The 25,513-nt window shown below is 71.7% G+C and carries 22 protein-coding genes and 1 pseudogene; 8 read left to right on the top strand and 15 right to left on the bottom strand.

The window, feature by feature from the left end; all coding sequences use genetic code 11:
• The coding region (locus ACY0I8_RS07745; RefSeq protein ID WP_461394300.1) for a PAS domain-containing sensor histidine kinase at positions 1-1,766 on the bottom strand (1,766 nt) is incomplete at its 3' end.
• A gap of 257 nt (positions 1,767-2,023) precedes the next feature.
• Between ACY0I8_RS07745 and ACY0I8_RS07750 the strand changes: the two genes are divergently transcribed.
• From ACY0I8_RS07750 to ACY0I8_RS07765, 4 genes are read left to right on the top strand one after another with little or no spacing between them, the layout of a single operon-like run.
• Entirely contained in the window at positions 2,024-3,883 is a 1,860-nt protein-coding gene (locus ACY0I8_RS07750) for a TPR domain-containing protein (RefSeq protein ID WP_461394301.1), read from the top strand.
• A 42-nt stretch (positions 3,884-3,925) separates the two neighbouring features.
• Entirely contained in the window at positions 3,926-4,741 is an 816-nt protein-coding gene (locus ACY0I8_RS07755) for an ATP-binding protein (protein ID WP_461394302.1), read from the top strand.
• Positions 4,742-4,788: 47 nt separating this feature from the next.
• The gene (locus tag ACY0I8_RS07760) at positions 4,789-5,025 is read left to right on the top strand and encodes a type II toxin-antitoxin system Phd/YefM family antitoxin (RefSeq protein ID WP_461394303.1); all 237 of its coding nucleotides are present in this window, start codon (positions 4,789-4,791) and stop codon (positions 5,023-5,025) included.
• Positions 5,022-5,411: a type II toxin-antitoxin system VapC family toxin gene (locus ACY0I8_RS07765; RefSeq protein ID WP_461394304.1), complete on the top strand. Its 390-nt coding sequence runs from the start codon at positions 5,022-5,024 to the stop codon at positions 5,409-5,411. Before ACY0I8_RS07760 ends, ACY0I8_RS07765 begins: the two co-directional genes overlap by 4 nt.
• 82 nt (positions 5,412-5,493) lie before the next feature.
• Here ACY0I8_RS07765 and ACY0I8_RS07770 read toward each other — a convergent pair whose 3' ends face one another.
• Positions 5,494-5,724 (bottom strand): addiction module protein, encoded by a 231-nt coding sequence (locus ACY0I8_RS07770; RefSeq protein WP_461394305.1) that lies wholly within the window; start codon positions 5,722-5,724, stop codon positions 5,494-5,496.
• A gap of 172 nt (positions 5,725-5,896) precedes the next feature.
• Between ACY0I8_RS07770 and ACY0I8_RS07775 the strand changes: the two genes are divergently transcribed.
• From ACY0I8_RS07775 to ACY0I8_RS07785, 3 genes are read left to right on the top strand one after another with little or no spacing between them, the layout of a single operon-like run.
• Positions 5,897-8,809, top strand: a complete 2,913-nt coding sequence (locus ACY0I8_RS07775; protein WP_459941549.1) for a class I SAM-dependent DNA methyltransferase — start codon at positions 5,897-5,899, stop codon at positions 8,807-8,809.
• Positions 8,809-9,438 (top strand): hypothetical protein, encoded by a 630-nt coding sequence (locus ACY0I8_RS07780; RefSeq protein WP_459941548.1) that lies wholly within the window; start codon positions 8,809-8,811, stop codon positions 9,436-9,438. The genes ACY0I8_RS07775 and ACY0I8_RS07780 overlap by 1 nt, the downstream gene beginning before the upstream one ends.
• Before the next feature lie 47 nt (positions 9,439-9,485).
• Positions 9,486-10,973 (top strand): SEC-C metal-binding domain-containing protein, encoded by a 1,488-nt coding sequence (locus ACY0I8_RS07785; protein ID WP_461394306.1) that lies wholly within the window; start codon positions 9,486-9,488, stop codon positions 10,971-10,973.
• A 294-nt stretch (positions 10,974-11,267) separates the two neighbouring features.
• Here ACY0I8_RS07785 and ACY0I8_RS07790 read toward each other — a convergent pair whose 3' ends face one another.
• The 10 genes and pseudogenes from ACY0I8_RS07790 to ACY0I8_RS07835 form a co-directional block, all read right to left on the bottom strand.
• A complete protein-coding gene (locus ACY0I8_RS07790) occupies positions 11,268-12,422 on the bottom strand; it encodes a two-component system sensor histidine kinase NtrB (protein WP_459941546.1) in 1,155 nt (384 codons plus the stop codon).
• Between the two features lie 133 nt (positions 12,423-12,555).
• Positions 12,556-13,737 carry an MFS transporter gene (locus ACY0I8_RS07795; protein WP_459941545.1) on the bottom strand — a complete coding sequence of 394 codons (1,182 nt, stop codon included), beginning with the start codon at positions 13,735-13,737 and terminating at the stop codon, positions 12,556-12,558.
• Complete coding sequence (locus tag ACY0I8_RS07800; RefSeq protein ID WP_459941544.1) at positions 13,719-14,504, bottom strand: phosphatase PAP2 family protein; 786 nt, start codon at positions 14,502-14,504, stop codon at positions 13,719-13,721. Before ACY0I8_RS07800 ends, ACY0I8_RS07795 begins: the two co-directional genes overlap by 19 nt.
• A complete protein-coding gene (locus tag ACY0I8_RS07805; RefSeq protein WP_459941543.1) occupies positions 14,501-16,204 on the bottom strand; it encodes a VTT domain-containing protein in 1,704 nt (567 codons plus the stop codon). Before ACY0I8_RS07805 ends, ACY0I8_RS07800 begins: the two co-directional genes overlap by 4 nt.
• A gap of 18 nt (positions 16,205-16,222) precedes the next feature.
• Positions 16,223-16,747, bottom strand: coding sequence for a phospholipase D-like domain-containing protein (locus ACY0I8_RS07810; RefSeq protein WP_459941542.1), 525 nt, complete (start codon positions 16,745-16,747; stop codon positions 16,223-16,225).
• A gap of 94 nt (positions 16,748-16,841) precedes the next feature.
• A pseudogene (locus ACY0I8_RS07815) lies at positions 16,842-17,612 on the bottom strand (PLDc N-terminal domain-containing protein); the annotation flags it as partial.
• A gap of 39 nt (positions 17,613-17,651) precedes the next feature.
• The gene (locus ACY0I8_RS07820; protein WP_459941541.1) at positions 17,652-18,272 is read right to left on the bottom strand and encodes a phosphatase PAP2 family protein; all 621 of its coding nucleotides are present in this window, start codon (positions 18,270-18,272) and stop codon (positions 17,652-17,654) included.
• Complete coding sequence (locus tag ACY0I8_RS07825) at positions 18,269-18,658, bottom strand: hypothetical protein (protein WP_459941540.1); 390 nt, start codon at positions 18,656-18,658, stop codon at positions 18,269-18,271. The genes ACY0I8_RS07820 and ACY0I8_RS07825 overlap by 4 nt, the downstream gene beginning before the upstream one ends.
• A 124-nt stretch (positions 18,659-18,782) precedes the next feature.
• Entirely contained in the window at positions 18,783-19,976 is a 1,194-nt protein-coding gene (locus tag ACY0I8_RS07830) for an SLC13 family permease (protein WP_459941539.1), read from the bottom strand.
• A 26-nt stretch (positions 19,977-20,002) separates the two neighbouring features.
• Positions 20,003-20,365, bottom strand: a complete 363-nt coding sequence (locus ACY0I8_RS07835) for a hypothetical protein (RefSeq protein WP_459941538.1) — start codon at positions 20,363-20,365, stop codon at positions 20,003-20,005.
• Positions 20,366-20,778: 413 nt separating this feature from the next.
• On the opposite strand from ACY0I8_RS07835, the gene ACY0I8_RS07840 reads away from it, so the two are divergent.
• Positions 20,779-21,219 (top strand): universal stress protein, encoded by a 441-nt coding sequence (locus ACY0I8_RS07840; protein WP_459941537.1) that lies wholly within the window; start codon positions 20,779-20,781, stop codon positions 21,217-21,219.
• A 6-nt stretch (positions 21,220-21,225) separates the two neighbouring features.
• On the opposite strand, the gene ACY0I8_RS07845 is transcribed toward ACY0I8_RS07840, so the two are convergent.
• The 3 genes from ACY0I8_RS07845 to ACY0I8_RS07855 all read right to left on the bottom strand — a co-directional run.
• Positions 21,226-22,107 carry a DMT family transporter gene (locus tag ACY0I8_RS07845; RefSeq protein WP_459941536.1) on the bottom strand — a complete coding sequence of 294 codons (882 nt, stop codon included), beginning with the start codon at positions 22,105-22,107 and terminating at the stop codon, positions 21,226-21,228.
• 118 nt (positions 22,108-22,225) lie between these two features.
• Positions 22,226-24,199, bottom strand: coding sequence for an acetate--CoA ligase (gene acs, locus ACY0I8_RS07850; RefSeq protein ID WP_459941535.1), 1,974 nt, complete (start codon positions 24,197-24,199; stop codon positions 22,226-22,228).
• Positions 24,200-24,489: 290 nt separating this feature from the next.
• Positions 24,490-25,513 (bottom strand): sigma-54 interaction domain-containing protein (locus tag ACY0I8_RS07855; protein ID WP_461394307.1); only part of this gene is annotated, 1,024 nt, incomplete at its 5' end.

Consider the following 25,513-nt stretch of genomic DNA (forward strand, 5'->3'; position numbering starts at 1 on the left):
GGCAGGGCCACCCCGACCCGGGTGCCCCGGCCGGGGGCCGAGTCGATCCGCACGGCCCCGCCGACGGCCCGGGCCACGCCCCACACCACCGAGAGCCCCAGGCCCCGGCCCAGGAACTTGGTGGTGAAGAACGGGTCGAAGGCCCGGCGCCGGGTCTCCTCGTCCATGCCGGGGCCGGTGTCGGCGACCTCGAGGAGCACGTACCGGCGGCCGGGATCGGGGGGCTCCCCCTCGGCCTCCCCGAACCACCCGGCCGGATCCTCCAGCGCGCTCGTGCGCACCGTCACCCGCCCGCCGGCCGGGGCCACGGCCTCCACGGCGTTCGTCACCAGGTTCTGCACCACGATCCGGGCCTGACCGGGATCGATCCAGGCCGCCGGGGCGCCGGGCCGGTCATCGCGCTGCACCTTGACCCCGTCGGGCACCAACTCCCCCAGGTCCTCCAGGACCCCGGCCACGACCCGGCCCAGGTCCACGGGCTCGGGCTCGGACCGCTGGATCCCGGAATACGCGAGGAGCTTCGCCACCAGGTCCGCCGCCCGGCCCGAGGCGGCCACGATCCGCTCGAGGCCCTTCCGGGTCCGGTCGGGGAGCCCGGGCTCCAGGAGCCCCAACTCGGCGTTCCCCTGGATCACCATGTGGAGGTTGTTGAAATCGTGGGCGATGCCGGCCGCGAACCGGCCCAGGGCCTCGAGCCGCTCGGTCTCCCGGAGCCGCGCCTCGAGCCGCCCCCGTTCCTCCCGGGCCCGGACGAGGTCGGTGACCTCGCCCCCGAACACGTGGACCCACCGGCCGCCGGCCACGGGAAGGGCGTTCCACGAAACCCACCGGCCCGCCCGCTCGACCTCCTGGCGCAGCACCGGCCGGCCCGTGGCGGCCGCCCGGCGGATCACCTCGGGGGCCTCCGGTGGCAGGAGCCCCTCCGGGCCGGGGGCGCCGAACTCCTCCGCGAGCCGCCGGGCCGCGGCGTTCGCCCATAGAACCCGGCCCTCCCGGTCGAACGAGAGCACCGGTCCCGGGCTCTCCTCGGCCAGGGCCGCGAGACGCTGGAGATCCTCCCGCGCCCGGTGGAGTTCGGTGAGGTCCGTGACGCTCACGAGGGCCCGGCCTCGGTCGGGCCCCTCGGCGGACACCCAAAACCGCAGGAGGACCCGGAGGGGGCGGCCACGGAGGGTGCGATTCTCGGCCTCCATCTCGAACGCGGTTTCCCCCCGCTCGACCGCCTTCACGGCCTCGCCGAACGCGGCCAGCCCCGAGGGGGTGAGGACCTGGTCGAGGGAGCCGAGAAGCTCTTCTTTCCTTCGGGCGCCGTAGAGTTCCAGGGCGCGGCGGTTCACGTCGAGGACCCGTACCCGGGCTGCCAGATCGGCCAGGAGTTCCGGCTCCTTCCGGAGCCGGGACGCGAGGTCGCCCCCTTCGATCCGAAGTTCCTCCATCCGGTCGAGGAGTTCCGAGGCGTCCTCCTCCCACAGCGCGACGGGGGCCATCTCGAAGAGCGTTCGATACCGCGCCTCCCGCCGCTCCACCTCGGCCTGCCGGCGGGCCTCCTCCCTTAGCAACCGCCCCACCACCCACGCCACCGCGCCCGCGGCCGCAACGACGAGAACTCCCGCCTCGATCCGCCGGAACCGCAAAAACCCCTCCGGATCGAGCCCCAGGTCGGCCACCCACCGGTCCGACACCAGGAGCCACGCCGCCCCCGCCCCCAGGAACGCGGCCCCGGCCAGCACCGCCCGCCGCCCCGACGGATCGCCGAAAAACCCCACGGATGTCCTCCTCGGGTCTCGAGGGCCTCGCTTCCCCGACCCCTGCCGGAAGGTGGAGCACCGATCCCCTGCGGGATGCCGCGCGGCCCCGGAGCCCTCGCTCGTTCCCCCCGGGGTCGGCCCCCCTTCCCCACACCCGCCCCACTATGCATACCACGTTCCTCAAGAATCGCGAGCGGGGACCTCGCGCCCGAACCTCGAACGTGCGGAATCCCCTGGCGACAACCACCCCGGTTGCGGGTACAATGCGCCCCGCCATGTACGGAAACGTTCTCGTATTCCTGATTGCGATCGCGATCCAGGCCCTGGCCCCCCGGGGCGGGGAGCCGGTCTGGACCCTGTCGGCGGCCGGGCACATGGTGCTCTACCCGGTGGTGACCTGGGCCGCCCTCCGGTGGCGGTTCCGGCGGCTCATGGCCCAGGCCCTGCACGACGAGGCCGAGGCCGGCCACCTCCGGGCCCTCTTCCCCGGGCTCGTGCAGACCTACCAGGCGGTCATGCTGGTGCCCTTCGCGGCCGTGTGCTACGCCACCGACTACGTGGGGCTCGTGGTGGAGCCGGCCGCCGGCCGCTCCGAGATGCTGGCCAGCGTGCTCGGGATCCTGCCGTTCGTGGCGCTTCTGGGGATCCTGTGGTGGGAGGCCTACCCCCTGCACGGGGTGCTCCTGGGGGGAAGCCGCAGCCGGGCGCGGTTCGTGTGGTCCCACGCGCGCATGGAGCTGCCCGTGCTCGCGCCGTGGGTCGTGCTCATGGCGCTCTCGGACGCCCTCCGGGCCCTGTGGCCGGCCGGGTACGCGGCCCTCGAGGGCAACCCCCTGCTCCAACTCCTCTACGCGCCGGCGTTCCTCGCCCTCCTGGGGATCTTCCTGCCGGCCCTCGTCAAGGCCATGTGGGGGTGCCAGCCCATCGAGCCCGGCCCGTTGCGCGACCGGCTCCAGGCCCTGTCGGACCGGCTCGGGCTCCGGGTGGCCGAGATGCTCTACTGGCCGCTCCTGGAGGGCCGGGTCCTGACGGCCGGCATCGTGGGTCTCGTGCCCCGGTACCGGTACTTGCTCATCACCCCGGCCCTGGCCGAGATCCTCACGCCGGAGGAGATCGAGGGGGTGGTGGCCCACGAGGCCGGCCACGTGCGCCACCACCACCTGTGGATCTACCTCTTTTTCTTCGTGGGGTACGTGGGGCTCGTGGCCGTGTTTTTCCGGCTGGTGGAGGCCGCCCTCGCGGGGTGGGGCATCGCCGACCCCCAGTTCCTCCGGAACCCCCGGGCCGACCTGATCGTCTCGGCCTCGACCACGGCGGGCCTGCTGGTGCTCCTCGTGGCGTATTTCCGGGGGATCTTCGGCCGGCTGAGCCGGGCCTTCGAGCGCCAGGCCGACCTCTACTCCCTGGAGGCCCTGGGCCGGCCCGAGCCGGTGGTGTCGGCCCTGGAGCGGGTGGCCCGGTACTCGGGGGACATCCGGGACCTGCCGAGCTGGCACCACGGCTCCATCGCCGAGCGGGTGGCCTTCCTTTGGGCCGCGGCCCGGGACCCGGCGGTGGGCCGGGCCCATCACCGCAGGGTGCGGCGGCTGGTCGCGGCCATCAGCTCGGGGGTCGTGCTCGTGGGCGGCCTCGCCGTGGCCCTCCACACGGGCCCCCTGGACCGGGGGCTCAACCGGTTCGTGGCCGAGCAGGGGCTCCGGCACCGGGTGGAGAAAAACCCCCGGGACGCCTCGGCCTGGTTCGTGCTGGGGAACCTCTACTACGAGGCGGGGGACGAGGCGAAGGCCGAGGAGGCCTACCTCCGGGTGATCCGGCTCGACCCCAAGAACGCCGAGGCCCTGAACAACCTGGCCTGGATGTACGTGACCACGAAGGACCCGTCGCGCTACCGGCCCGAGCGGGCCCTGGCCCTGGCCGAGATGGCCGTGCGCCTCAAGCCCGACCCCCACATCCTCGACACCCTGGCCGAGGCGCGGTTCCGGGTCCGCGATTTCCCGGGGGCGGTGGAGGCCGCCCGGGCGGCCCTGGCCCGGGCCCGGTCGAACCGCGCCTACTACGAGGCCCAACTCCGGAAGTTCAAAGCCGCTGCCGAGGCCCGGGGATCTCCCGGCCCCTCCGCCGGGAAGCCGGGCTGACGTCCCCACGTCCCAACGTCCTAACGTCCCAACGGATCCCCCATGACCGACACCATCCAAGCCCTTCTGGAAAAACTCGACCGCATCGCCCAGCTTCTCGGCGGCCCGGAACCCGGCGCGGCCGCCCCCCCGGACCCCGGGGCCCGCGCCTTCGTGTGGCAGGGCCGGTTCGTGCCGGTCGCCCGGGTGGCCGAGGTGGACCCCGACCTCCTCCTCGGCATGGACCGCCAGAAGGCGGCCTTCTACGCCAACGTGGAGCGGTTCCTGGCCGGCGCCCCGGCCCACGACGTGCTCCTGTGGGGCGACCGGGGCACGGGCAAATCCTCGCTCGTCCGCACCCTGTTCCGGGCGTTTCCCAACCTCGCCCTGGTGGAGGTGCCCGAACCGCGGATCCCGGAACTCCCGGCGCTCCTCGAGGGCCTTGCGGCCGACCCGCGGCGCTGGGTCGTGTACCTCGACGACCTCTCCTTCGCCGGCACCGACGACCGGTACCGGGAACTCAAGGTGCTCCTGGAGGGGGGGATCCGGGCCCGGCCCGAGAACACCCTGGTGGTGGCCACCTCGAACCGCCGCCACCTGGTGCCCGAGCGGTTCCCCAACGACGGCGAGATCCACCCCCAGGAGAGCGTGGCCGAGGCGATCAGCCTGGCCGACCGGTTCGGGCTCTCCCTGGGGTTCTACCCCTTCGACCCGGCCACCTACCGGGAGGCCGTGGCCCGGCACCTGCGGGCCTTCGGGGTGGAGCCGCCCCCCGGGTGGGAGACCCAGGCCGAGCGCTGGGCCCTGGAGCGGGGCATCCGCTCCGGCCGGGCCGCCCTTCAGGCCGCCCGGGAGATCGCCGGGAACCTGAGGCTTTGACTTGGTCCCCCACCGCATATAGGTTTGCGAGGTGGGAGGTCTACGCCATGATTACGGTGAACGTGCACGAAGCCAAAACTCACCTTTCCAAGCTTCTGGCCCGAGTGAGTGCCGGCGAGGAGGTCGTGATCGCGAAGGCCGGCAAACCTGTCGCCCGGCTTTGCCCGTACGCTCCCGAACCCCGGCAGCGTGTGTTCGGCCGGGACGCGGGGCTCTTCACCGTGCCCCCAGACTTCGACGACGAACTCCCGGAAATCCTAAAAGCATTCGAGGGAGAACCTTGAGGATCTTGCTGGACACTCACGTCTGGCTTTGGCTCCTCACGGCACCCCACCGCGTTCCGGCCGAGTCCCTCGAGATCCTCGCGGATGGTGCGAACCACCTTTATCTCTCCGCCGCTAGCGCGTGGGAGATCGCCATCAAGTACCAACTCGGCAAGCTCCCCTTACCTTCTCCCCCGGCCGACTTCGTGCCGAGCCGTCTGGACCGGGACGGCATCTTGCCTCTCGCGGTCACGGTGCGCCACGTTCTCTTGACCGGGGAACTCCCCTTGCTTCATCGAGATCCGTTCGACCGCCTTCTGGTTGCCCAGGCCAGAGCGGAGGGGATGGCTCTCTTCACGGCCGATCCGAAAGTGGCGGCCTACGGCGGGCCAGTAGTGCAGCTCTGAACCAGACCCGGGGTCGCTCGTTCGTAGAACTCGGCGGCGTCTTGGAGTTCTCGTTCGGCGTCCTCGAGTACAACGACCGGGGTCATTTGGCCAGGCGGTCTTGAATCCCCCGCAAGACATCCCCCGCCGGCCGAGCGGTCGCCTCCCCCCGGGCGTGCCGGTCCAGCCGGGCCTCGATCTCCGCGGCCCATGCCGCCGAGATCTCCGGATCCTGCTCCAGGCTGTCGAGCAACCGCTGGGCAATCCGGGCCCGCTCAAGGGCGTTGAGTTGCAGCGCGGCCGCTTCGATCTCCTCTGCCCTGACTTCCCGCATGGAGCGCCTCCTCGTGGGGGACATGACACGAAGCATCATACCAAAAACATGGACACCTCGCTTCCTTCGTTGAGCGGTCCGATGCGGTTCGTATACCATCGCGGGGAACGCCAAACCCTGTCGTGACCGCCTCTCCGATGCGCAGGCCCATGCCCCGGCGCACGGGTGACCCATGACCCCAGCCGAGTTCATCGCCAAATGGCGCGGCGTCACGCTCTCGGAGCGGGCCGCGGCCCAGCAGCACTTCCTCGACGTGTGCGACCTCGTGGGCCACCCCAAGCCCGCCGAGGCCGACAAGGACGGCTCCTGGTTCACCTTCGAGCGGGGCGCGGCCAAGGCCGGGGGCGGCGACGGCTGGGCCGACGTGTGGAAGAAGGGCTTTTTCGGCTGGGAGTACAAGGGCCGCCACAAGAGCCTCGACAAGGCCTACGCGCAGCTCCTCCAGTACCGGGAGGCCCTCGAGAACCCGCCCCTCCTGGTGGTGAGCGACACCGACCGCATCGTCGTCCGCACGAACTTCACGGCCACCCCCACCCAGATCTACGAGATCGCCCTGGAGAACCTGGGGGAACCCCGGAACCTCGAGATCCTGCGGGCCGTGTTCCACAACCCCGAAGCCCTGCGGCCCGGCGCCACGAGCGCGGTCATCACCGAGGAGGCGGCGCGCCGCATCGCCGAGATCGCCCAGGCCCTGCGGGGCCGCGGGGTGGACCCCCACCGGGCCGCCCGGTTCCTCGACCGGGTGGTGTTCTGCCTGTTCGCCGAGGACATCGGGCTCCTGCCCGAGGGCCTGTTCACCCGGCTCCTCGACCGCACCCGCACCGACCCCGCCCGGTTCCAGAAGCTCGCCTCGGACCTCTTCGGGGCCATGGCCCGGGGCGGCGACTTCGGGGTGGACCCCATCCGGCGGTTCGACGGCGGCCTCTTCGACGACCCCGAGGCCCTGGAGCTCACCCCCCGGGAACTCGACGCTCTGCACCGGGCCGCCCGCCTCGACTGGAGCGCCGTGGACCCCTCGATCTTCGGCACCCTATTCGAGCGGGGCATGGACCCGGCCAAGCGAAGCCAGCTCGGCGCCCACTACACGAGCCGGGCCGACATCGAGACCCTGGTGGAGCCCGTGGTCCTGGCGCCCCTGCGCCGGGAGTGGGCCCGGGTCCGGGAGCTGTGCGAGAACCTCCTGCGCACCGGCCGAAAGCACCCCAAGGGCGGCGAGCCGCCGCCCGGGCCGCGGCTTCGGGCCAAGGCCCGGGGCGAGGCCGGCCAGATCCTCCACCGGTTCCTGAACCGGCTCGCCCGGGTGAAGGTGCTCGACCCGGCCTGCGGCTCGGGCAACTTCCTCTACGTGACCCTCCAGAAGCTCAAGGACCTCGAGAAGGAGGCCCTCGTCTTCGCCATGGACCGGGGCCTGGGGAGCTTCCTGCCCCAGGTGGGGCCCTGGCAGCTCTACGGCATCGAGAAGAGCCCCTACGCCCACGAACTCGCCCAGATGGCCGTTTGGGTGGGCTACCTCCAGTGGACCCGGGCCAACGGCTACGGCTGGGGCGCCGACCCGGTGCTCCGGCCCCTGGAGCAGAACTTCCTGTGCAGGGACGCGATCCTCGACCTCTCGGACCCCGAACACCCGGCCGAGCCCGAGTGGCCCGCCGTGGACTGCATCGTGGGGAACCCGCCGTTCCTGGGCGGGAAGAAGCTCCGGGCCGAACTGGGCGACGACTACGTGGACGCCCTGTTCCGGGTGTACAGGGGCCGGGTGCCGGCCGAGGCGGACCTGTGCGCCTACTGGCTGGAGAAGGCCCGGGCCGCCGTCGAGCGGGGCCGGTGCCGCCGGGCCGGGCTCCTGGCCACCCAGGGGATCCGGGGCGGGGCCAACCGCCGGGTGCTCGAGCGGATCAAGGAGACCGGCGACATCTTCTTCGCCGAGAGCGACCGGGACTGGATCCTCGACGGGGCCGCCGTGCACGTGAGCATGGTGGGGTTCGACGACGGCGAGGAGACCGAGCGGGTGCTCGACGGCCGGCGGGTGGACCGGATCAACGCCGACCTCACGGCCCGGGCCGACCTGACCCGGGCGGTCCGCCTTCCGGCCCTTCGGAACCTGGCGTTCATGGGCGACACCAAGGGGGGCCCCTTCGACCTGCCGGCCGACGAGGCCCTGCCGCTCCTGGGCCTGCCCAACCCCCACGGCCGCCCCAACTCCGACGTGCTCGTGCCGTGGGTGAACGGCCTCGACGTGACCCGCCGGCCCCGGGACATGTGGATCGTGGACTTCGGGTGCGACCTGCCGGAGGAAGAGGCGGCCCGGTACGAGGCCCCCTTCGAACTCGCGCGCCGGCGGGTGCGGCCAAAGCGCCTGGAAAACCGGCGGGCGGCGTACCGGGACGCCTGGTGGCGCCACGTGGAGCCACGACCGGCGATGCGCGCCGCCCTGGCGCCCCTGGGCCGCTTCGTGGCCACAGCCAGGGTGGCCAAACATCGGATCTTCGTTTGGGTCCGCCCGCCCACCCTTCCCGACTGCCAACTCATCGTCTTTGCCACCGACGACGACTTCTGGTTCGGCGTGCTCCACAGCCGGTTCCACGAGGTGTGGGCCCTGCGGATGGGCACCCAACTCGAGGACCGGCCCCGCTACACCCCGACCTCCTGCTTCGAGACGTTCCCCCTGCCCGAGGCCCCGGCCGACGCCCGACGGGCCGTGGCCGAGGCGGCCCGGGACCTCGACGAACTGCGGGAGCGGTGGCTCAACCCGCCCGAGTGGACCCGGCAGGAGGTGCTCGAGTTCCCCGGCTCGGTGGACGGCCCCTGGGCCCGGCACGTCACGAACCCCGACGAGCGGGGGATCGGCACGGTGCGCTACGCCCGCCGGGTGCCGGCCGACCCCAAGGCCGCCCGGGAACTCAAGCGCCGCACCCTCACGAACCTCTACAACGAGCGGCCCCGGTGGCTCGACCTGGCCCACCGGCGGCTCGACGAGGCCGTGGCCGCGGCCTACGGCTGGCCCGCCGACCTCGGCGACGACGAGATTCTGGAACGGCTCCTGGCCCTGAACCGGGAACGGGCCCGCGACTCCGGGGAGGAATCCTGATGGCGCGCGACGAGAAGCGACGACAGAAGGCCCTGCAGAAGAAGGCCGCCAAGCGAAAGGCCAAGAAGGCGCCCAGGGCCGGCACGGGGGGCGGCCGAAAGCCCTCCGTTCCGGCCGACGCGCCGGTGCACGAGTGCCTCGTGCCGGAGGAACTGTTCGAGCAGGGGCTCGGGAACGTGGTGGTGGCCCGGCGGCTCCCCGACGGCCACATCGCCGCCGGGGTGTTCCTGGTGGACGTCTACTGCCTCGGGGTCAAGGGCGCGTTCCTGGCCCGGTACACCCTGGAGGAGTACCGGCACCACATGGACCACCTGGCCGAGATCCACCGCCTCCGATCCGAGGACCCGGCCGCCGTGCGAAAGCTCGTGGAGGGGGCGGTGGCCTACGCCCGGGATCTCGGGATCGAGCCCCACCCGGACTACCGCGACGCCCGGCGGGTGTTCGCGGGCATCGACGCGGACGCCTGCGAGCGGGAGTTCACCTACGGAAAGGACGGAAAGCCCTTCTACGTGGCCAGCCCCCGCGACTCGGCGCTCCGGCGCAAGAAGATCCTCCAACTCCTGGAGCGCCGCTGCGGCCCCGGGGGGTACGACTACGTGCTGCCGCTGGACACCCCGCCGTTCGGCTGATGCGACCACGGGTCCGATCACCCAGCCCGTCTCGGAAAGGAACTCCCATGCCGAGTGCAAAACCCTTCAACCCGCTCGCCGGACTCGACCTTCCGCCCTTGTTGGAGATGTCGGCGGCCGAAGCCTTGGAAAAAGCGGGCTACAACCTCGACGACGGTCATGACGCCTTGGCCGGCATGGCCGCGTTCGCGGCCGCGGTCCGGGTGTACAACGCGGCCTTCCCCCCACGGGAGCCGAAACAACCCCGGAAGGTGGGCCGCAACGACCCGTGTCCCTGCGGGAGCGGCCGCAAGTACAAGAAGTGTTGCGCCCGGAGCCCCGAGCCGGAGACCGCCCCCCGCGCTCCGCACCGGGCACCGAACGTGGACCCGTTCGACCTGATTCCCCGCCTTTTCCCCACCGACGGAGACCCCGAGGAGGACCTCCGGGTCCTCTCGCGGATCTTCCAGGAGGACCCGGGCCTCCGGGAGGTTCGGTTCGGGAAAGACCGCCTGCGAGAGTTCCTGCTCGGGGAGTTGCGGGGCAAGACGGAAGAAGATCGTACTCCCGACCTCTACAGGGAACTGATGCGCCGCTACCTCCGGGAGGTGGAACCCCCCGCCTCGTTGGGCGATCTGAAACAGAAGGTCCTGGAAGCCGCCCCGCGCTGGCGGGACGACCCCGCCGCCCTGCGCGCCATGGCCGCGGGGGTGGCGTTGGAACTGCTGGCCGAGGCAATGGCCGAGGAAACCCCCTCGGTCGCGGATGACCCAACCCCCTTGGATCTAATCGTTTACGAACTGACCATCACGAACATGGTGGAGGCCCAGGTTCGGTGGCCGGAATGGGTCGAAGGCATGGGGGGGCCCGATGCGCTGCGGCAGCATCTGGCCAGGGGGCAACCCCTGCCGTTGGAGGGGCTCCCGCTCGACGCGGCGGAAGCGATTCCGGACGAGGTACGAGAGGCGGCGGAAGAGCACCTTCAGGAGCTGGTCGAGGAGATCCTGGCCGAGGGGCTGCCCCAGGGGCTCCCCTTCGCGAGCGTTCTGCCGTGCCTGGTGAGGTTCGCCCTGCTCGTACGGGAAACCCCGAAGCCGGCCCGGCAGGAGGTCACCCGCATTTTCCTGGAGACGGCGGAGGAACTGGGCCGGGAGGACGCGGAACTCTTTGACGAGTTCTTGGACCAATGGGTGCTGGAGCACGGCGACGAGGCCGATGAACCCACCTTGAAACGGATCGGGAGCGTGAGAAATCTGCTGGCCGGCGGGGACATCCCCGCCCCCCTCGGATCCGCGCTCCTGCTGCACGCCCTGAAACGCGGCTCGGAGGGCTTCTCGGACCTGGAGGGGGCCCCAGCGCTCGCTGCAGAGGACGGCGAATCCGCGACCGGTGCCCTCTCCCCCGAGTTTCTCGAGCGCTACGGGGACTTCCTGTGGGAGCAGGCCCTGCCCGACATGGCCCGCCGCACCTGGAATCTGTGCCGGCTGTTCGGCCCGTTGCCCCCGTCGGTCGAGGAGAAGCTCTCCCGCTGGGAAGCTGGGAGGCTAAGAGGCTAAGATCCTTCGTGATTCTATTCTCAGCGGCTCCCAAACCGCCCCCCTCACCCCGGCCCTCTCCCCCCTCGGGGGGAGAGGGAGACAGACGGCGAGGATCCCTGCCGGCGCAGAGCGGTTCCCCCTCCCCTGGAGGGAGGGGGACAGGGGGAGGGGGCAAGTCCCGACGCCCTCCCCGTCAGATCCAAGGAGCTTCCGCCGTCGGTCGCCGGTCCCGCGGTGGTCGGTCCGTTGGCTCAGGCCGCGGCAGGGCGCCGTGCGGCCGACCGGCGAAAAGGTATTGCAAACAGGCCGCCTCTACCCGGTTTCTCCTGTCTTGTGTCCTCCGGCCTCCGTCCCCCGGCACGGCAGGTACACCCGGAACGTGGTCCCCCGGCCCGGTTCCGACTCCACCGTGATGTGGCCGCCGTGTTCGGCCACCAGGCCGTGGACCTGGGAGAGCCCGAGCCCCGTGCCCTCGCCGGGGGCCCGGGTGGTGAAGAACGGCTCGAAGATCCGGGGCAGCACGTCGGCCGGGATCCCCTCGCCCGTGTCGGCCACGGTGATCCGACACCACTCCCCCTCGTCCGGGGCTCCCGGCTCGGCAGGGAGGTTCCCCGGTCCGACCCGGTCCACGGCCAGGGTCAGGGTGCCGCCCTCGGGCATGGCGTCGCGGGCGTTGGCCGCCAGGTTGAGCACTGCCTGCTCGAGCCCCATCGGATCCGCCCACACCCGGTGTTCGCCCGGGGCCGAGCGAAACTCCAGAGCGATGCGGCCGGGGAGGAGCCGCCGCACCATCTCCGAGAAGGCGCCGAGGTGCTCGGGGAGATTCACGACGGTCTTCTCCCTGGGCGTCCCCCGGCCGAAATCGAGCAACTGGCGCACCAGCACCTGGCCGCGCCGGGCCTGCTCGCCGATCACCCGCAGAGCGTTTCGGACCCGTTCGGGCACCCCGGGCAGGTCGGCCAGCATCTCCGGGTAGAGCACCATCGGGGTGAGCAGGTTGTTGAAATCGTGGGCGATGCCGGCGGCGAACTGCCCCAGGGCGGCGAGCCGCTCCTGGGCGCGCAGCTCGGCCTGGCGGCGCTTCTCCTCGGAGAGGTCGCGCACCAGGGCCAGCACCCGCCCCTCGGCCTCGGGCCCCTCGAGCCGCCGGAGCCGCACCTCCACCGGGAACGTGCTCCCGTCCTTGCGCCGGGCCACCCACTCGAAGTCCTGGGGCGTCCCCTCACGGGCCCGTCGGACCCTCTCGAAGACCTCCGAGGAGTCGACGCCCGCGCCGCTCGCCTCCGCCGGATCCACCTCGCGAAACTCCTCTCGCGACCACCCATAGATCCGCTCCACGTTCTCGTTCACGTCCTCGGCGCGGCCGTCGGGCCCGTGGACGAAGATCATGTCGGGCACGGCGTCGTAGATCGCCCGCAACAGGGCCTCGCGCAGCCGCGATCGGGAGCGGTTCCGGGGCTTCGGCATGGGGGGCTCCGGGGAAGGGGATGGTGTCCACCCTACCACGGGCGGTTCGGAGGGCGCACGAGCGGCCCCGGGCCTGCGCCCGGCAAGAGAGTTTTCGGCCCCCCGCTTCATGGCTTTCCAGCCTGCCCGCCTCCTAACCTCGCCCACCTTCCGGCACCGCGAGGAGGACGCCCGTGGCCGCCAGGGCGAGCGCCGCCCCCGCCCCGAAGGCCACCGGCGCCCCCCAGGCGGCCCACAGGGCCCCGAAGAGCACGCTCGCCGGCAGGGCCATGAGCCCCATGGCGGCGTGGACCCATCCGTAGGCCGCGCCCCTGGCCCCCCGGGGGGCCAGGGCGGCCGTCCAGACCCGTTCGGCCGGCTCGGCCAGCCCGAAATAGAGGCCGTAGGCCAAGAACCACCCGATCCCCGCGGCCCGCCCCCGGGCCAGGGCGAACCCGAGGTACACCACGGCGTACCACAGCCATCCGGCCGCCAGGCATCGGCGGGGCCCCAACCGGTCCACGGCCCGCCCGCCCCACAGGTTCGCCGCGGTCTTCACCCCGTGGTGGGCGGCCCACAGGAGGGCCACCCCGGCGGCCGGGGCCCCCAGCTCGGACATGCGAAGCAGGAGGAAGGCGTCGGTGGAGTTCCCCAGGGTGAAGAGCCCCAGGGCCAGGAGAAGCCGCCGGAACCCGGGCCCGAACCCCGCGGGCTCGGGGGCCCCGGCCTCGGCCGGTCCGGACGGAGGGGACCGCGCCGGTTCCGCCACCCCCCACACGATCACGGCCACCACGGCCGCCGCCGGCAAGGCGGCCAGCCAGAACACGGCCCGAAGGGGCACCCCCCAGCCCAGGAGGGCCGCCGCCACCAGCGGCCCCGCCACGGCGCCCAGGTGGTCCATGGCCCGGTGGAACCCGAACGCCCGGCCCCGCTGGCCGGGCTCCACGGCGTCGGCGATCAGGGCGTCGCGGGGCGAGGTGCGAAGCCCCTTGCCCACCCGGTCGGCGAACCGAAGCCCGAGCACCCCGACCCAGGAGGCGGCCGCGCCGATCAGGGGGCGGCTCATCCCGGACACCGTGTACCCCAGGAGCACCAGGGGTTTTCGGCGCGCCATCCGGTCGGACCACCGGCCCGACACCCACTTGAGCGCCGAGGCCGTGGCCTCGGCCACTCCCTCGATCACCCCCAGGGCCCCGGCCCCCGCCCCCAGGACTCCCGTGAGGAACCCCGGGAGCAGGGGATAGATCATCTCGCTCGAGAAATCCGTGAGCAGGCTCACCCACCCGAGCGCCTTGACCGTGCCCGGGAGCTCCCGGCTCAAAACGCGCCGACCCATGCCAGGCCTCCCCCGCCCCGGCCGAGCCAGGGCACCAGCCGGGCGGTGGATCCCTCCGGCCGGTGCGCCACCCACCACCCGGTGGCGGCCCCGAGGAGTGCGCCGGCCGCCACGTCGCTCGCCCAATGGTCGTCGTCGTGGAGGCGCGACCAGCCCACCAGGCCGGCCAGGGGGTAGGCGATCCATCCGGCGCCGGGGATCCGCTCGCCGGCCACGGTGGCCACGGCGAACGCGAACGTGGTGTGCCCCGAGGGAAACGACGACCGCCCGCCCCCGGGCCCGCCCCGAAACGGGCGAACCGTGCCGGCGCCCTCCCCCTCCCCGGGCCGGCTTCGGCCCACGGCCACCTTGAGCACCGAGGCCGCGGCCAGCGAAAACACCCCGGCCTCGGCCATCCGAAACCCGGTCTCCCGCACCCCGTCGGCCCCGGCCGCCCAGCCCCCCAGGTAGGTGGCCGCCACCACGGCCCCGCCCCAGCCCAGGGGCTCCCCCAACCCCTTCAGGGCCCGGGCGAGATCGTGGGTTCCCCCCGTGCGGGCGTCCTGCACCGAGGTCCGGATCCCCTCGTCGGCCAACTCCACGGCCACCACGCCCCCCACCGCGAGCCCCAACCGCCCCCATTCCTTCGCCCCCCACCCCCCGGGCGCCGTGGCGTAGGCTCCGGCGTCCCGGACGGCCCGGGCCGCGTCACCGCGGACACCCGCGGCGGCGGGCCCCGCCGTCACCGCCAGGGCGAGGGCGATGCCCCGAAGGAAGCCTCGCCTCACGCCCCGGCCCCCCGGCCCCGCCGGGCGGCCGCGAGGTCCCAGGCGCCCACGGCGAACACGACGAACAGAATCGTGCCCGGGACGTGGGTGGCCACGAAGCTGCGCAGGTGGAGGAACACCAGGTTTCCGGCGCGGGCGAGAAGCCCGAACGGCGGCGACGGGATCCGGACCACCTCCTCGCGCACGCCCCCGGGCCCCACGGTGACCTTCACGTAATGGTAGAAGTCATGCTCCGGGTCGATCCCCACGAGCGGCGCCCCCGCCCCCCCGGTGAGGGTGAACGGCACCCCCTCCCACTCCCCCCGGTAGAACCCGTGGATGTGGGAGCAGTACAGCCTCGTGACCCCCCACCGCCGGAACGCGGCCGCGTATTGCCGGGCCGTCGCGTCGTCGGCCAGACTGTGGTGGAACATCCAGTTGCCGGCCCGGGCCGGGAGCAGGGCCTTGAGCCAGTCGAGGTCCGTGCGGTGGCGGGGATCGAACAGCGGCACGTGGAACATCACGAACGTGTGCGCCGCGTCCGATTCCCCCAGCACCCGCCCGGCCCAGGCCCACTGGGACGGCTCGAACCCCACCTCGTCGGCGTCGTCGAGCACCACGAACAGGGCGTCGCCCACCCGGAACGAGTAGTAAAACGGCCCGAAGGCCTCGTAGTACACCGCCCGGCCGCCCTCGCGGATGTCGTGGTTCCCCGGCGCCACCACGAAGGGTTTCGTGAATCCGGCGATCTGCTCCAGGAAGAACCGGTACTTCTCCCGCTCCCCGTCGAACACCAGGTCCCCGAGGTCCACCGCGAACCGGATGTCGGGGTCCGCCTCGATGCGCCGGAGGATCTCGGTGAACACGGCCTGGCTGTTGCGGTTGTCGCCCAACACCGCGAAGCTGAACGGCTCTCCCGGACCCACCGCGGGAATCCGGGCGATCTCCCGGAAGTTCCGGTCGGCCGCGGGAAGCGGTTGGGCCGCCACCGCCGCGTAGTAGGCGACGCCGGCCAGGGCCGCGGCCAGCAGGGCCAAACGGAACCACCGGCGGCGCCCCAGGTATCCGCCGGCCAGGTGCGCCAGGGCCGCTCCGGCCCGCCGGATCCGGTTCCACGCGCCGAGGGCCCGGCCCACCCGGACCAGCGCCCACCCCGCCAGCACCAACCCGACCGCGGCGGCGAGCACCTGCCACCGGTGGGCATGGAGAAACCCCAGGGCCTCCTCGAGGTTCGAGCCGAAAACGTACCCTACGAGCACCACCAGGGGGACCGAGATCACGGCCCCGGTGAGGTCGAGCAGAACGAACGTGGCGGCGTTCATGCCGCTCGCCCCGGCCAGGAAGAACACCGCGAACCGCACCCCCGCGACGAACCGGGCCAGGAACACGGCGCCCAGGCCCCGTCGGGCCAGGAGGGTTCGAGCCCGGTCCAGGCGCCGGGGGCTCGCCAGGTAGCGAAACGGCCGATGCCCGAGGAGCCGGGGCCCGTACTTTCGCCCCAGAAGGAAAAGCAGCAGGTCCCCGGCCAGCACCCCGAGAAGGGCCGCCCCCACGATGGGGTAGTACCCCGTGCGCCCCCAACTCACCACGGCCCCGGCGGCCAGGAGGATCACGTCCTCCGGCACGGGGAGCCCCAGTCCCGTCAGCACCAGCAGAAGAAAGGTCACCGGGTGGGGGTGGGTCGCCAGGAGCGTCAAGATCCGTTCGGTGAGCGAGTACACGACGTCCGCCTCCCGCCGCTACAACAGGGGTGCCAAGAGTTCCGCCAAGTCCACCAGGAGTTCTCCCACATTGCCCCTCCGGTGGGGAAACGCCAGGGGTCCGGACGCCGACGCATATTCCGCGGCGATCCGCCGCAGCGCTCCGACGTCCTCCGGGGTGTAGAGGGCCAGCCCGACCTCGAAATTCAAGTACAGGCTTCGCATGTCCAGATTGGCCGATCCGAAAAGACCGAAGCTCTCGTCGACGACGACGAGCTTCGCGTGGATCATGCTGCGGCCGTATCCCAGGATCCGGGCTCCCGCATCCCGCAAAATCTGCAACGGGCGCTCCCGTGCCCAGTCCGCCAACCGGTGGTTCGATCGCTCGGGAACGACGATGGTCACCTCGATTCCGGCCCGGGCCTGGACGGCCAGCATCTGGAGCAGGGCCTCGTCCGGAAGGAAGTAGGGCGACACGACCCACACGTGCCGCCGCGCGCGGGCGAAGGCGGCGAGCAGGGCGTCGCGCAGGGGGTTCCCCTCCACGTCCGGGCCCGCCGCCACGGCCTGGACCGTGCCCGCCCCCCCCGCCCGGGGACGCCCCGATCCCGACCGCCCCCCCGGGGTCGGCCCCCGTGGCAAACCGCCAGTCGGCGCGAAACCCCTCCTCCAGATCGGCCACCGCCGGCCCCTCCACCACCGCCGCCAGATCGGCCCACCGGCCCGGGCGGGCCGCGGGTCCCAGGTATTCCTCGGCCAGGTTCATGCCCCCGAACCACGCCCTCCGGCCGTCGGCCAGGACCAGCTTACGGTGATTCCGGAGGTTCGCGGACCACCGCCGGCGCAGGGGGAGCACCGGCAGAAACACGCCGACCCGGCCGCCGGCCTTCCGGATCGGAGCGACGAACCGTCCCCTGGCGCCCCAGCCCCCCATGGCGTCGAGGAGCAGGCAGACCTCCACCCCCGCCCGAGCCCTTTCGGCCAGGGCCTCCACGAGGGCCGCGCCCACCGGGTCGCGCCCCAAAATGAACGTCTGCACCCACAGCCGCCTCCGTGCGCCCCGGACCAGGTCGAGGAGCGCGCCGTACGCGCGCACACCGTCCGGAAGCCACGTGATGCGGTGCCCCGGGCGGGGCGGCGGCTCCCCCCGGGCCGTGAGCACCCGGGCGACCGGGGATCCGGAGGCCTCGGGCCCGGCAGGTGGAGCGGCCGTGCGGAGGCTTCCCTTTTTGCGCAGAACCTCCCGCGTGCGCGCCCCGCCGAGGAGGAGGTAGAGCGGGATCGCCACGTAGGGGATCACGACCACCCCGACGATCCAGCTGAGCGCGTTGGCCGGGGGTCTCCTTTCCCGGAGAATCCGCACCGCGAACACGAACGCGAGCACCCCGGTCAGCACCGAGGCCCCGTGTAGCAGCAAAGATGTGGACACGCCGTCTCGTCCTCCGGGTCCTCTCCCCCTCCCGTCCGTCTACCGTCCGGAAACCCCGCGCACCCAGCCCCGGTGGATCCATCCCTTCGCGATCCGCGCGTACAGCCGCACCACTCCCTCCAAATGGGGGGCCAACGGGCGCCTCACGACCCGCACGGCGATGCAGGCCGCGGCCGCCACCCCCGCGGAGCCCAGGATGTCGGTGGGGAAGTGTACCCCCGCATACACCCGGGCCCAGGCGGTTCCGAGCGCCAGGAGGGACAGCGCGGCCCCGGCCCGCCGGCGCGGCGTGAGGAGGAGCAGGTAGAGCCCCACACCCAACAACAGGGTGGCGTGATCGCTGGGAAAGCTCGTCTCGTAGGCGTGGGTGATAAGCGGCTGGACCAGGCCCATCATATAGGGCCTCGGACGGAAAAACAGCAGTGCGAACAACTGGTTGACCCCCAGACCGAGAAGCCCCGCGGCCGTGGCTTCGAGCAGGGCCACCCGATCCCGGATCCCCCGACTTCCCCAGACCCAGAGCGCGATCAACCCCCCCGCCGTCCCCCACGGACCCGCGGAGGCCAGGACCTTCGCGAGACCGTCCAGCCAAGGGGAAGCCCCCCTCGCGGCCGCGTACCGGGACAGGAGGGCGAGTTCCCAGTCGGCCACGGGACTCATCGGTCGCGCCCCCCCTCCACGGCCCGCAGGTGCGCCGCCGGCCGGAACGCGAACCCACACGCGCCGCCGCTCGCGCGGATCTCCGCGAGATCCCGCTCATCGATCGGGAACGCAGCGCACACGCGGGGTCGGATTGCACCGTAGGTCAAACAGAGCCCTTGCCCGGCGAACATCGGGCAGGTGACCGCGAGGCTGCAGCAGCGCCCGCACCGCAGGCACCGGCCGGTCCGCTCCCGACGTTTCCGGGCGACATATCCGGGACGAAACCACACGAGCCAGAACCGGCGGATCTTTCCCAACATCTGGCGCGCCAGCAGCGGCACCCGGAGGCCATCCTTCGTGACGGAAACCCGGGACGCCGCAGCCGAGACCGGGAGCGGTTTCATTCCAGGACTCCTCCCTTGTCGTTCTTCCCAAGATGGGAAGGCGCAGGCTACCACCACCGACGCGGCGGAAGCATGGCAGGATCATTACAAGCCTGTAACGGGAAACGGACAACCGAGGGGGCCCTCACAACCCGGGGAGCCACCGGACGCACGTCGACACCAGCGCCGCCGCGGCCAGATTCATCGCGAGGCCGCCCCCCACCATGCGCCGGAGGGAAACGCCGCGGATCCCCCCGTACACGAACCCGTTCACGCCCGTGGCCAGGGGGCTCATGAACGCGCAGGTGCTCGACAGCGTGACCGCCAGGGCGGCCCGGGTGTACGAGCAGGGGAGGGAAGGGGCCAGGGGTTCCAGGAGGACCAGCAGGCTCACCTGGACCGCCGTGTTGCTGACCGCCTCGGTGGCGAACGAGGCCCCGAGCGAGAGCACGAACAGGGTCAACCAGGCGCCGCCGGATAGGGGAAGAAAGCGGGCGATCCCCGCGGCCGCCGCCCGATGGAGCCCCCCCTGATAGGCGGCCCAGGCCGCACCGACGCTGAGCGCCACGAACGCGGCGCCCCGCGGCGGGATGCCCCGGAAGACGTCACCCGGCCGCAGCAGGGGCGTTCGCCCGAGTTCCCGCACCGGCCAGAGGAAACTCCAGGCCGCAAAGCCGAACGTCGCAACCCCGGTGACCAAGGCGGCCGCCCGATCCCAGGGGGGGCCCGCCCACGACACCGCCGACAGGACAAACCCCGCGGTGAGATACGTAACCGACACCCGGACGGCCCACCGTTCCCTGCCCTCCACCGGGGGGCCCGGGGGAACCGTGCCCCCCCCGGAACTCTTGGCCGAGCCGGAAACCAGCAGGATCACCCCGGCCGCGACCGCCGCGAGGGCGGCCGAGAGCGGCACCCCCCAGAGGAGCCACCCCGCGTAGGAGACGGCCGGGCCACGCGGGATCCCGGCCGCCACGAGCCAGGCGACCAGCACGCCGTTGGCCGGGGTGCCCGTGAGCGCCGCCATGCCCCCGATGTTCGCCCCGTACAGAAGGGCCAGCGCCTTGGCCGTGGCCCACCCGTCATCGTCGGTTTCCGCCGGACCCCGACCCAGGCGGGTCACCACGGGCAGGAGCGTGAGCACGACGAGCACGTTGGGCACCACGGCCGACAACGCCGCCGCAGCCGTCAGGATTCGCAGGCACAGCCCGAGGGCTCCCAGACGCGTCCCCGGTTTCGCCCCGAGGTAGAGCAGACGCTCGGGGAGGGGGGTTTGCACCACCGCACGCGAAACGAGGTACCCCGCCGCAAAGAGAAACGCCGTCTGGATCTCCCGCACCCGTCACCTTTCCGGCGGGATCGCGTTCACCCCCGCCCCCCCGCGTGCCCGCGAGCCCGGCGGGACCGGGGCCTGCCGTTCCCCGACCACGTGCCCCGCAGCCCCTCGGCCCCGCGGGCGCTCCCCAACCGCTTCTGCCGCCGCCCTTCGCGGAGTTCGAACGTCCCCAACACCCGGGCGCCCGGCGGCGGACGGAAGAAGACCGCCCCCTGACGGCACACCTCTGCCGCCACACCCAGGGGATGCGGCTCCACCGGAACCCCACCGGGCAGACGGACGCGAAACCCGAACGGGAGCAGCCCCAGCAGGCGCTCGGCCTGCATCGGGGTCACGGTGAGGTACAAAGGGATCCGTTCCCGCTCGCCCACTTCGAGGCAGATCACGTCCATGGCAGACCTCCTTCGATCGGGTTGACGCCACGACGCAAACATAACCGGGCGAGGTGAAAGGCGGATGAACGGCGCATGAAAAGTTCGTAAGGTTCCGTACGCGGCGGACCCCGTGGACCCGGCGTCCTCACGTCGCGGCACGCCACGATGCTTGGATTGCTTTGGAGGATCCGAGATTTCCGCTGCCGGCGCCCCGACCTACCGAACCGGCAACGGCCTGCGAAGGCGCGGCGAAAAAGGTGCCGCAGTCGCGCCCGGCCGGCAGGCCCCCCGCCCGCGTCCGACGATACCGTCGTGGGCCTGAGTCATAGAGAGCCGCCGGGTCGTCGGAAACCGATTCGGCCCCGGTGCATCTGAAGCAGACGTAGGCGCATCGTGTTCTGCCGTGGTTTCCCCCGACGGAGGTAACGCCCATGAAGTACGACACGATCCTCATCCCGCTGGACGGTTCGGAACTGTGCCACTTTGCCGTGGACGCGGCCCTGCCCCTGGCCCGGGCCTTCGGGAGCCGGGTGGTGCTTCTGTCGGCCCTGGACTTCAACGCGGGGCTCTTCAACATCTACTACGAGTCCTACTCGCCGGAGGACCTGACCCGGGAGATCCGGCGGCACCTCGAGGCCGTGCTGGACCGGGCCCGGGACCGGCTGGCCCAGGGCGGGGTGAAGGCCGACACGATGCTCCGGGAGGGCGACCCGGCCGAGGTCATCGTGGACACGGCCCGCCGGGAGAACGCCGACCTCATCGTGATGACGAGCCACGGCCGCAAGGGGGCCCGCAAGCTCTTCCTGGGCAGCGTGACCGACGCCGTGCTCCGGGAGGGGCCCTGCCCCGTGCTCGTCGTACGGCCCGAATAGGCACGGTCAGCCCTTCCGGCTCAGGGCCACGCCGGCCAGCACGGCGGCGGCACCGACGAGCTTGGCCGGGCCGAAGGCCTCCCCCAGGAACACCCAGGACAGGAGGCCGCTCGTCACCGGCACGAGGTACTGGTAGACCACGGTGCGGCTCACGCCGCGCTGGCCGATGGCCCAGTTCCACAGGCTCACGGCCACCACGATGGGAAACACCACCGAGTACCCGACGGCGGCCCAGCCGGCCGCGCCGATCCCGGCCCAGTTCTGGCCGAAGAGCGACGGCACGGCGAACGGCAGGAACAGGGCCGCCCCGATCTGGAACGTGCGGGTGGTGAGATAGAAGGCGCCGTAGCGTTCGAGCAGGGGCTTATTGAGGATGCCGTAGCACGACCACGACACGGCCGCCCCCAGGGCCAGGAGGTCCCCCACCCCGCCGGCCCGGGCCACGAGCCGGGGCCCCACGTACAGGACGAGCCCGACGAGCGCCAGGACGATGCCGGCCCACTGGCGCCGGCCCACCCGCTCGAGGCCCCAGAGCGTGAGGATGAGCGCGGCCCACACGGGCCCCGTGTTGATCATGAGGGCCGTGGAGAAGGCCGTGCCCCGGTGGAGCCCCAGGATGAAGAGCCCCTGGTAGAGGGTGTAGCCCACGAGCGCCGAGAGGACGAACGCCTTCCGGTCCGCGCGGGCGATGCGGCCCTCGACCCGCCGGGCCCGCAAAAGGAGCTCGAACAGCGCGGCGATGCCCACGAACCGCAGCGCCGCCAGTGCCAGCGGGTCGAACCGGGGCAGGGCCGCCTTGAGGATCACGAAGTTCAGAGACCACAGGACAACCACGGTGAGGAGGGCGAGGTCCACCCTCCAGGGGGGCGCCTTCGACTGCGTGGGCACGGGGGCACTCCTTTCGCGAGAAAGCCCTCACCGGTACCACAGTCTCCCCCGTGAAACCAATGGAAAAGGCCGGCCCCTCGTGGGGCCGGCCTTTTCGCCGTTCCGTGGGAACGGGCGGCTACTTCTTGTTCAGCCGCCCTTCCACGAGCTGGTCCACCACCGAGGGGTCGAGCAGGGTCGAGGTGTCGCCGAACCCGGCCTCGATCTCGTTCGCCGCGATCTTCCGGAGGATCCGGCGCATGATCTTGCCCGACCGGGTCTTGGGAAGCCCCGGGGCGAACTGGATGAAGTCCGGGGTCGCGATGGGCCCGATCTCCTTACGCACGAGCTGCACGAGCTCCTTTCGGAGCTCCTCGGAGGGCTCGGCCCCGGCGACCAGGGTCACATAGGCGTAGATGCCCTGGCCCTTCATCTCGTGGGGGAACCCCACCACGGCGGCCTCGGCCACCTTGGGGTGGAGCACCAGGGCGCTCTCGATCTCGGCCGTGCCCATGCGGTGGCCCGAGACGTTGATCACGTCGTCGATGCGGCCCGTGATCTGGTAATCGCCGTCGGCGTCGCGGTTGGCACCGTCGCCCGTGAAGTAGTACCCGTCGTACTGCTGGAAGTAGGTCAGGCGGAACCGGTCCGGGTCGCCGAACACACCCCGCATCTGGCCGGGCCAGGGCCGGGCGATGCACAGGGCTCCCTCGGCCACGCCCTCGAGCACGTGGCCCTTCTCCGGATCCACCAGCACGGGCTTCACGCCGAAGAACGGGGTGGTGGCCTTACCCGGCTTCATGGGGATGGCGCCCGGCAGCCCCGAGATCAGGATGCCGCCGGTCTCGGTCTGCCACCAGGTGTCCACGATGGGGCACTTCTTGCGGCCGGGCAGGTTGTAATACCACCGCCAGGCCTCTGGGTTGATGGGCTCGCCCACCGTGCCCAGGAGCCGTAGGGTCTCGAGCTTGTCGAGCCGGCTCGTCACGTACTCGTCGCCCTGGGCCGCGATGGCCCGGATGGCCGTGGGCGCGGTGTAGAGCACGTTGATCTTGTGCTTGCCGATGATGTCCCAGTACCGGCCGGCGTCCGGGTAGGTGGGGATCCCCTCGAACATCACGGTGATGGCGCCGTTACAGAGCGGCCCGTACACGATGTAGCTGTGGCCCGTGACCCACCCGATGTCGGCGGCGCAGAAATAGACGTCGCCGTCGTGGTAGTCGAAGATGAGCTTGTGGGTGTACGAGGTGTACACGAGGTACCCGCCGGTGGTGTGCATCACGCCCTTGGGCTTCCCGGTGGAGCCCGAGGTGTAGAGGATGAAGAGCGGGTCCTCGGCGTCCATCTCCTCGCAGGGGCACTCCGGGCTCGCCTTCGCGACCTCCTCGTGCCACCAGAAGTCCCGGCCGGCCTTCATGTTGGTCTGGAGCTTGTCGCCCACCCGCTCCACCACGATGCAGGTCTTGACGTCGGGGCACTTCTCCATGGCCTCGTCGGCCTGGGCCTTCTGGTTCACGAGCTTCTGACCCCGGTAGAACCCGTCGCAGGTAATCAGGACGTGGCTGTCGGCGTCGAGGATCCGGTCCTTGAGGGCATCGGCCGAGAACCCGCCGAACACCACCGAGTGGATCGCGCCGATCCGGGCACATGCGAGCATCGCGATGGCGAGCTCGGGGATCATGGGCAGGTAGATCGAGACCCGGTCTCCCTTCTTGACGCCCTTGGATTTCAGCACGTTGGCGAACCGGCACACCTGGTCGTGGAGTTCGCGGTAGGTGATCTTCCGGTCCTCGGTGGGCTCGTTCCCCTCCCAGATGATGGCCACCTGGTCGCCGCGCTTCTCGAGGTGCCGGTCCACGCAGTTGTAGGCGACGTTGAGCTTACCGTTGATGAACCACTTGATGTAGACCTCGTCCTTCGAGTACTTCCAGTCCTGGACCTGGTCCCACTTCTTGAACCAGGTCACCTGCTCCTCGGCCACCCGGGCCCAGAAGGCGTCGTTGTTTTCCAACGACTCCTTGTAGAGCCGCTCGTATTCCTCGCGGCTCTTGATGTACGCCCGCTTCCGGAACTCCTCGGGAACCGGGTACACCTCTTGCGTGTGCTCTGCCATGACCGACCTCCTTCTCCCAACGGGTTGAACGAAAACGCGACCCGCGGCAGTCCCCTTCTCCTCCCCGGGGTCGCCCCTCACGAGCGCACAAGTGCGACTGAGTATACCGAGGCGACCCCGGGTCGCGCAATACCCCAAACGACGTTAGGATCACACGAGCAGGGGCGCGCGGAAAACCCCGTTTTTACCAGGGCATGGCACGCTACACCCGGTCCGGTGCCCCACGAGTGTGGCGCATTTCGGGGTTCGGGGAAGGGCCCCCGGGGGGGGAAACGGGGGTAGTCGCACGGTCAGGCGTCCGGGTCCGGAACCCGGATTCCGTACTCCTCGGCCTTCTTGCGAAGCGTAAGGCGGGTGATGCCCAGGAGCCGGGCCGCGGCGCTCACGTTGCCGCCGGTGCGCTCCAAGGCCTCGGCGATCAGGCTCGCCTCGGCCCGGGCCACGAACCGGTGGAACGCGCCCTCGCCCCCCTCGTCGAGGGCCCGGGCCGCGAGAGACCGCAGCTCGGCGCAGGCCGCGTCCTCGCCGGGGCAGGCGGGCGGGATCTCGGCCGCGAGCACCTCGCCCCGGGTCGAGGCCAGGAGCCGCCGGATCTCGTTTTCGAGTTCCCGCACGTTCCCGGGCCACGGCCGGGCCTGGAGCGCGCGCAGGAGATCCTCGGACACCCCGGTCACCGGCCGGCCCACAGCCGCACCGTGCTTCTGCACGAAGTAGCGCACCAGGGCCGGGATGTCGCCCCGCCTCTCCCGCAGCGGCGGCAGATGGATGCGGCCCACGTTGATCCGGTAGAAGAGGTCGGCCCGGAACGCGCCGGCGGCCACCCGGGCCTCGAGGTCGGCGCAGGTGGCGGCGATGACCCGGACGTCGGCCCGGATCTCCTCGGTGCCCCCCACCCGCTGGAACGTGCCGTCCTGGAGCACCCGCAGCAGCTTCGACTGAAGCGCCAGGGGGATCTCGGCGATCTCGTCCAGGAACAGGGTGCCCCCGTGGGCGAGCTCGAACTTGCCGAGCTTCCCGCCCTTTCGCGCCCCCGTGAACGCCCCCTCCTCGTACCCGAAGAGCTCCGACTCCAGGAGATCCTTGGGGATGGCGGCGCAGTCCACCACCAGGAAGGGTTTTTCGGCCCGGGGGCCGTAGTGCACGAGCGCCCGGGCCACGAGCTCCTTTCCCGTGCCGGTCTCGCCGGTGATGAGGCAGGGGAGCGTGGTGGCGGCGATCTGGCCGATGCGCTTGTACACCTCGACCATGGCCGGGGAGTTCCCGATGATCCGGTCGCCGGGCGACGGCGCGTCGGGCCCGAGGGACACCGCCGAC

This window comes from Deferrisoma sp. (assembly GCF_054681715.1).

Excerpts from the sequence above, each read along its gene's own strand:
- ACY0I8_RS07750 (WP_461394301.1), top strand. The coding sequence starts at position 2,024 with ATGTACGGAAACGTTCTCGTATTCCTGATTGCGATCGCGATCCAGGCC.
- ACY0I8_RS07755 (WP_461394302.1), top strand. The coding sequence starts at position 3,926 with ATGACCGACACCATCCAAGCCCTTCTGGAAAAACTCGACCGCATCGCC.
- ACY0I8_RS07760 (WP_461394303.1), top strand. The coding sequence starts at position 4,789 with ATGATTACGGTGAACGTGCACGAAGCCAAAACTCACCTTTCCAAGCTT.
- ACY0I8_RS07770 (WP_461394305.1), bottom strand. The coding sequence starts at position 5,724 with ATGCGGGAAGTCAGGGCAGAGGAGATCGAAGCGGCCGCGCTGCAACTC.
- ACY0I8_RS07775 (WP_459941549.1), top strand. The coding sequence starts at position 5,897 with ATGACCCCAGCCGAGTTCATCGCCAAATGGCGCGGCGTCACGCTCTCG.
- ACY0I8_RS07780 (WP_459941548.1), top strand. The coding sequence starts at position 8,809 with ATGGCGCGCGACGAGAAGCGACGACAGAAGGCCCTGCAGAAGAAGGCC.
- ACY0I8_RS07785 (WP_461394306.1), top strand. The coding sequence starts at position 9,486 with ATGCCGAGTGCAAAACCCTTCAACCCGCTCGCCGGACTCGACCTTCCG.
- ACY0I8_RS07790 (WP_459941546.1), bottom strand. The coding sequence starts at position 12,422 with ATGCCGAAGCCCCGGAACCGCTCCCGATCGCGGCTGCGCGAGGCCCTG.
- ACY0I8_RS07795 (WP_459941545.1), bottom strand. The coding sequence starts at position 13,737 with ATGGGTCGGCGCGTTTTGAGCCGGGAGCTCCCGGGCACGGTCAAGGCG.
- ACY0I8_RS07820 (WP_459941541.1), bottom strand. The coding sequence starts at position 18,272 with ATGAGTCCCGTGGCCGACTGGGAACTCGCCCTCCTGTCCCGGTACGCG.
- ACY0I8_RS07825 (WP_459941540.1), bottom strand. The coding sequence starts at position 18,658 with ATGAAACCGCTCCCGGTCTCGGCTGCGGCGTCCCGGGTTTCCGTCACG.
- ACY0I8_RS07835 (WP_459941538.1), bottom strand. The coding sequence starts at position 20,365 with ATGGACGTGATCTGCCTCGAAGTGGGCGAGCGGGAACGGATCCCTTTG.
- ACY0I8_RS07840 (WP_459941537.1), top strand. The coding sequence starts at position 20,779 with ATGAAGTACGACACGATCCTCATCCCGCTGGACGGTTCGGAACTGTGC.
- acs (WP_459941535.1), bottom strand. The coding sequence starts at position 24,199 with ATGGCAGAGCACACGCAAGAGGTGTACCCGGTTCCCGAGGAGTTCCGG.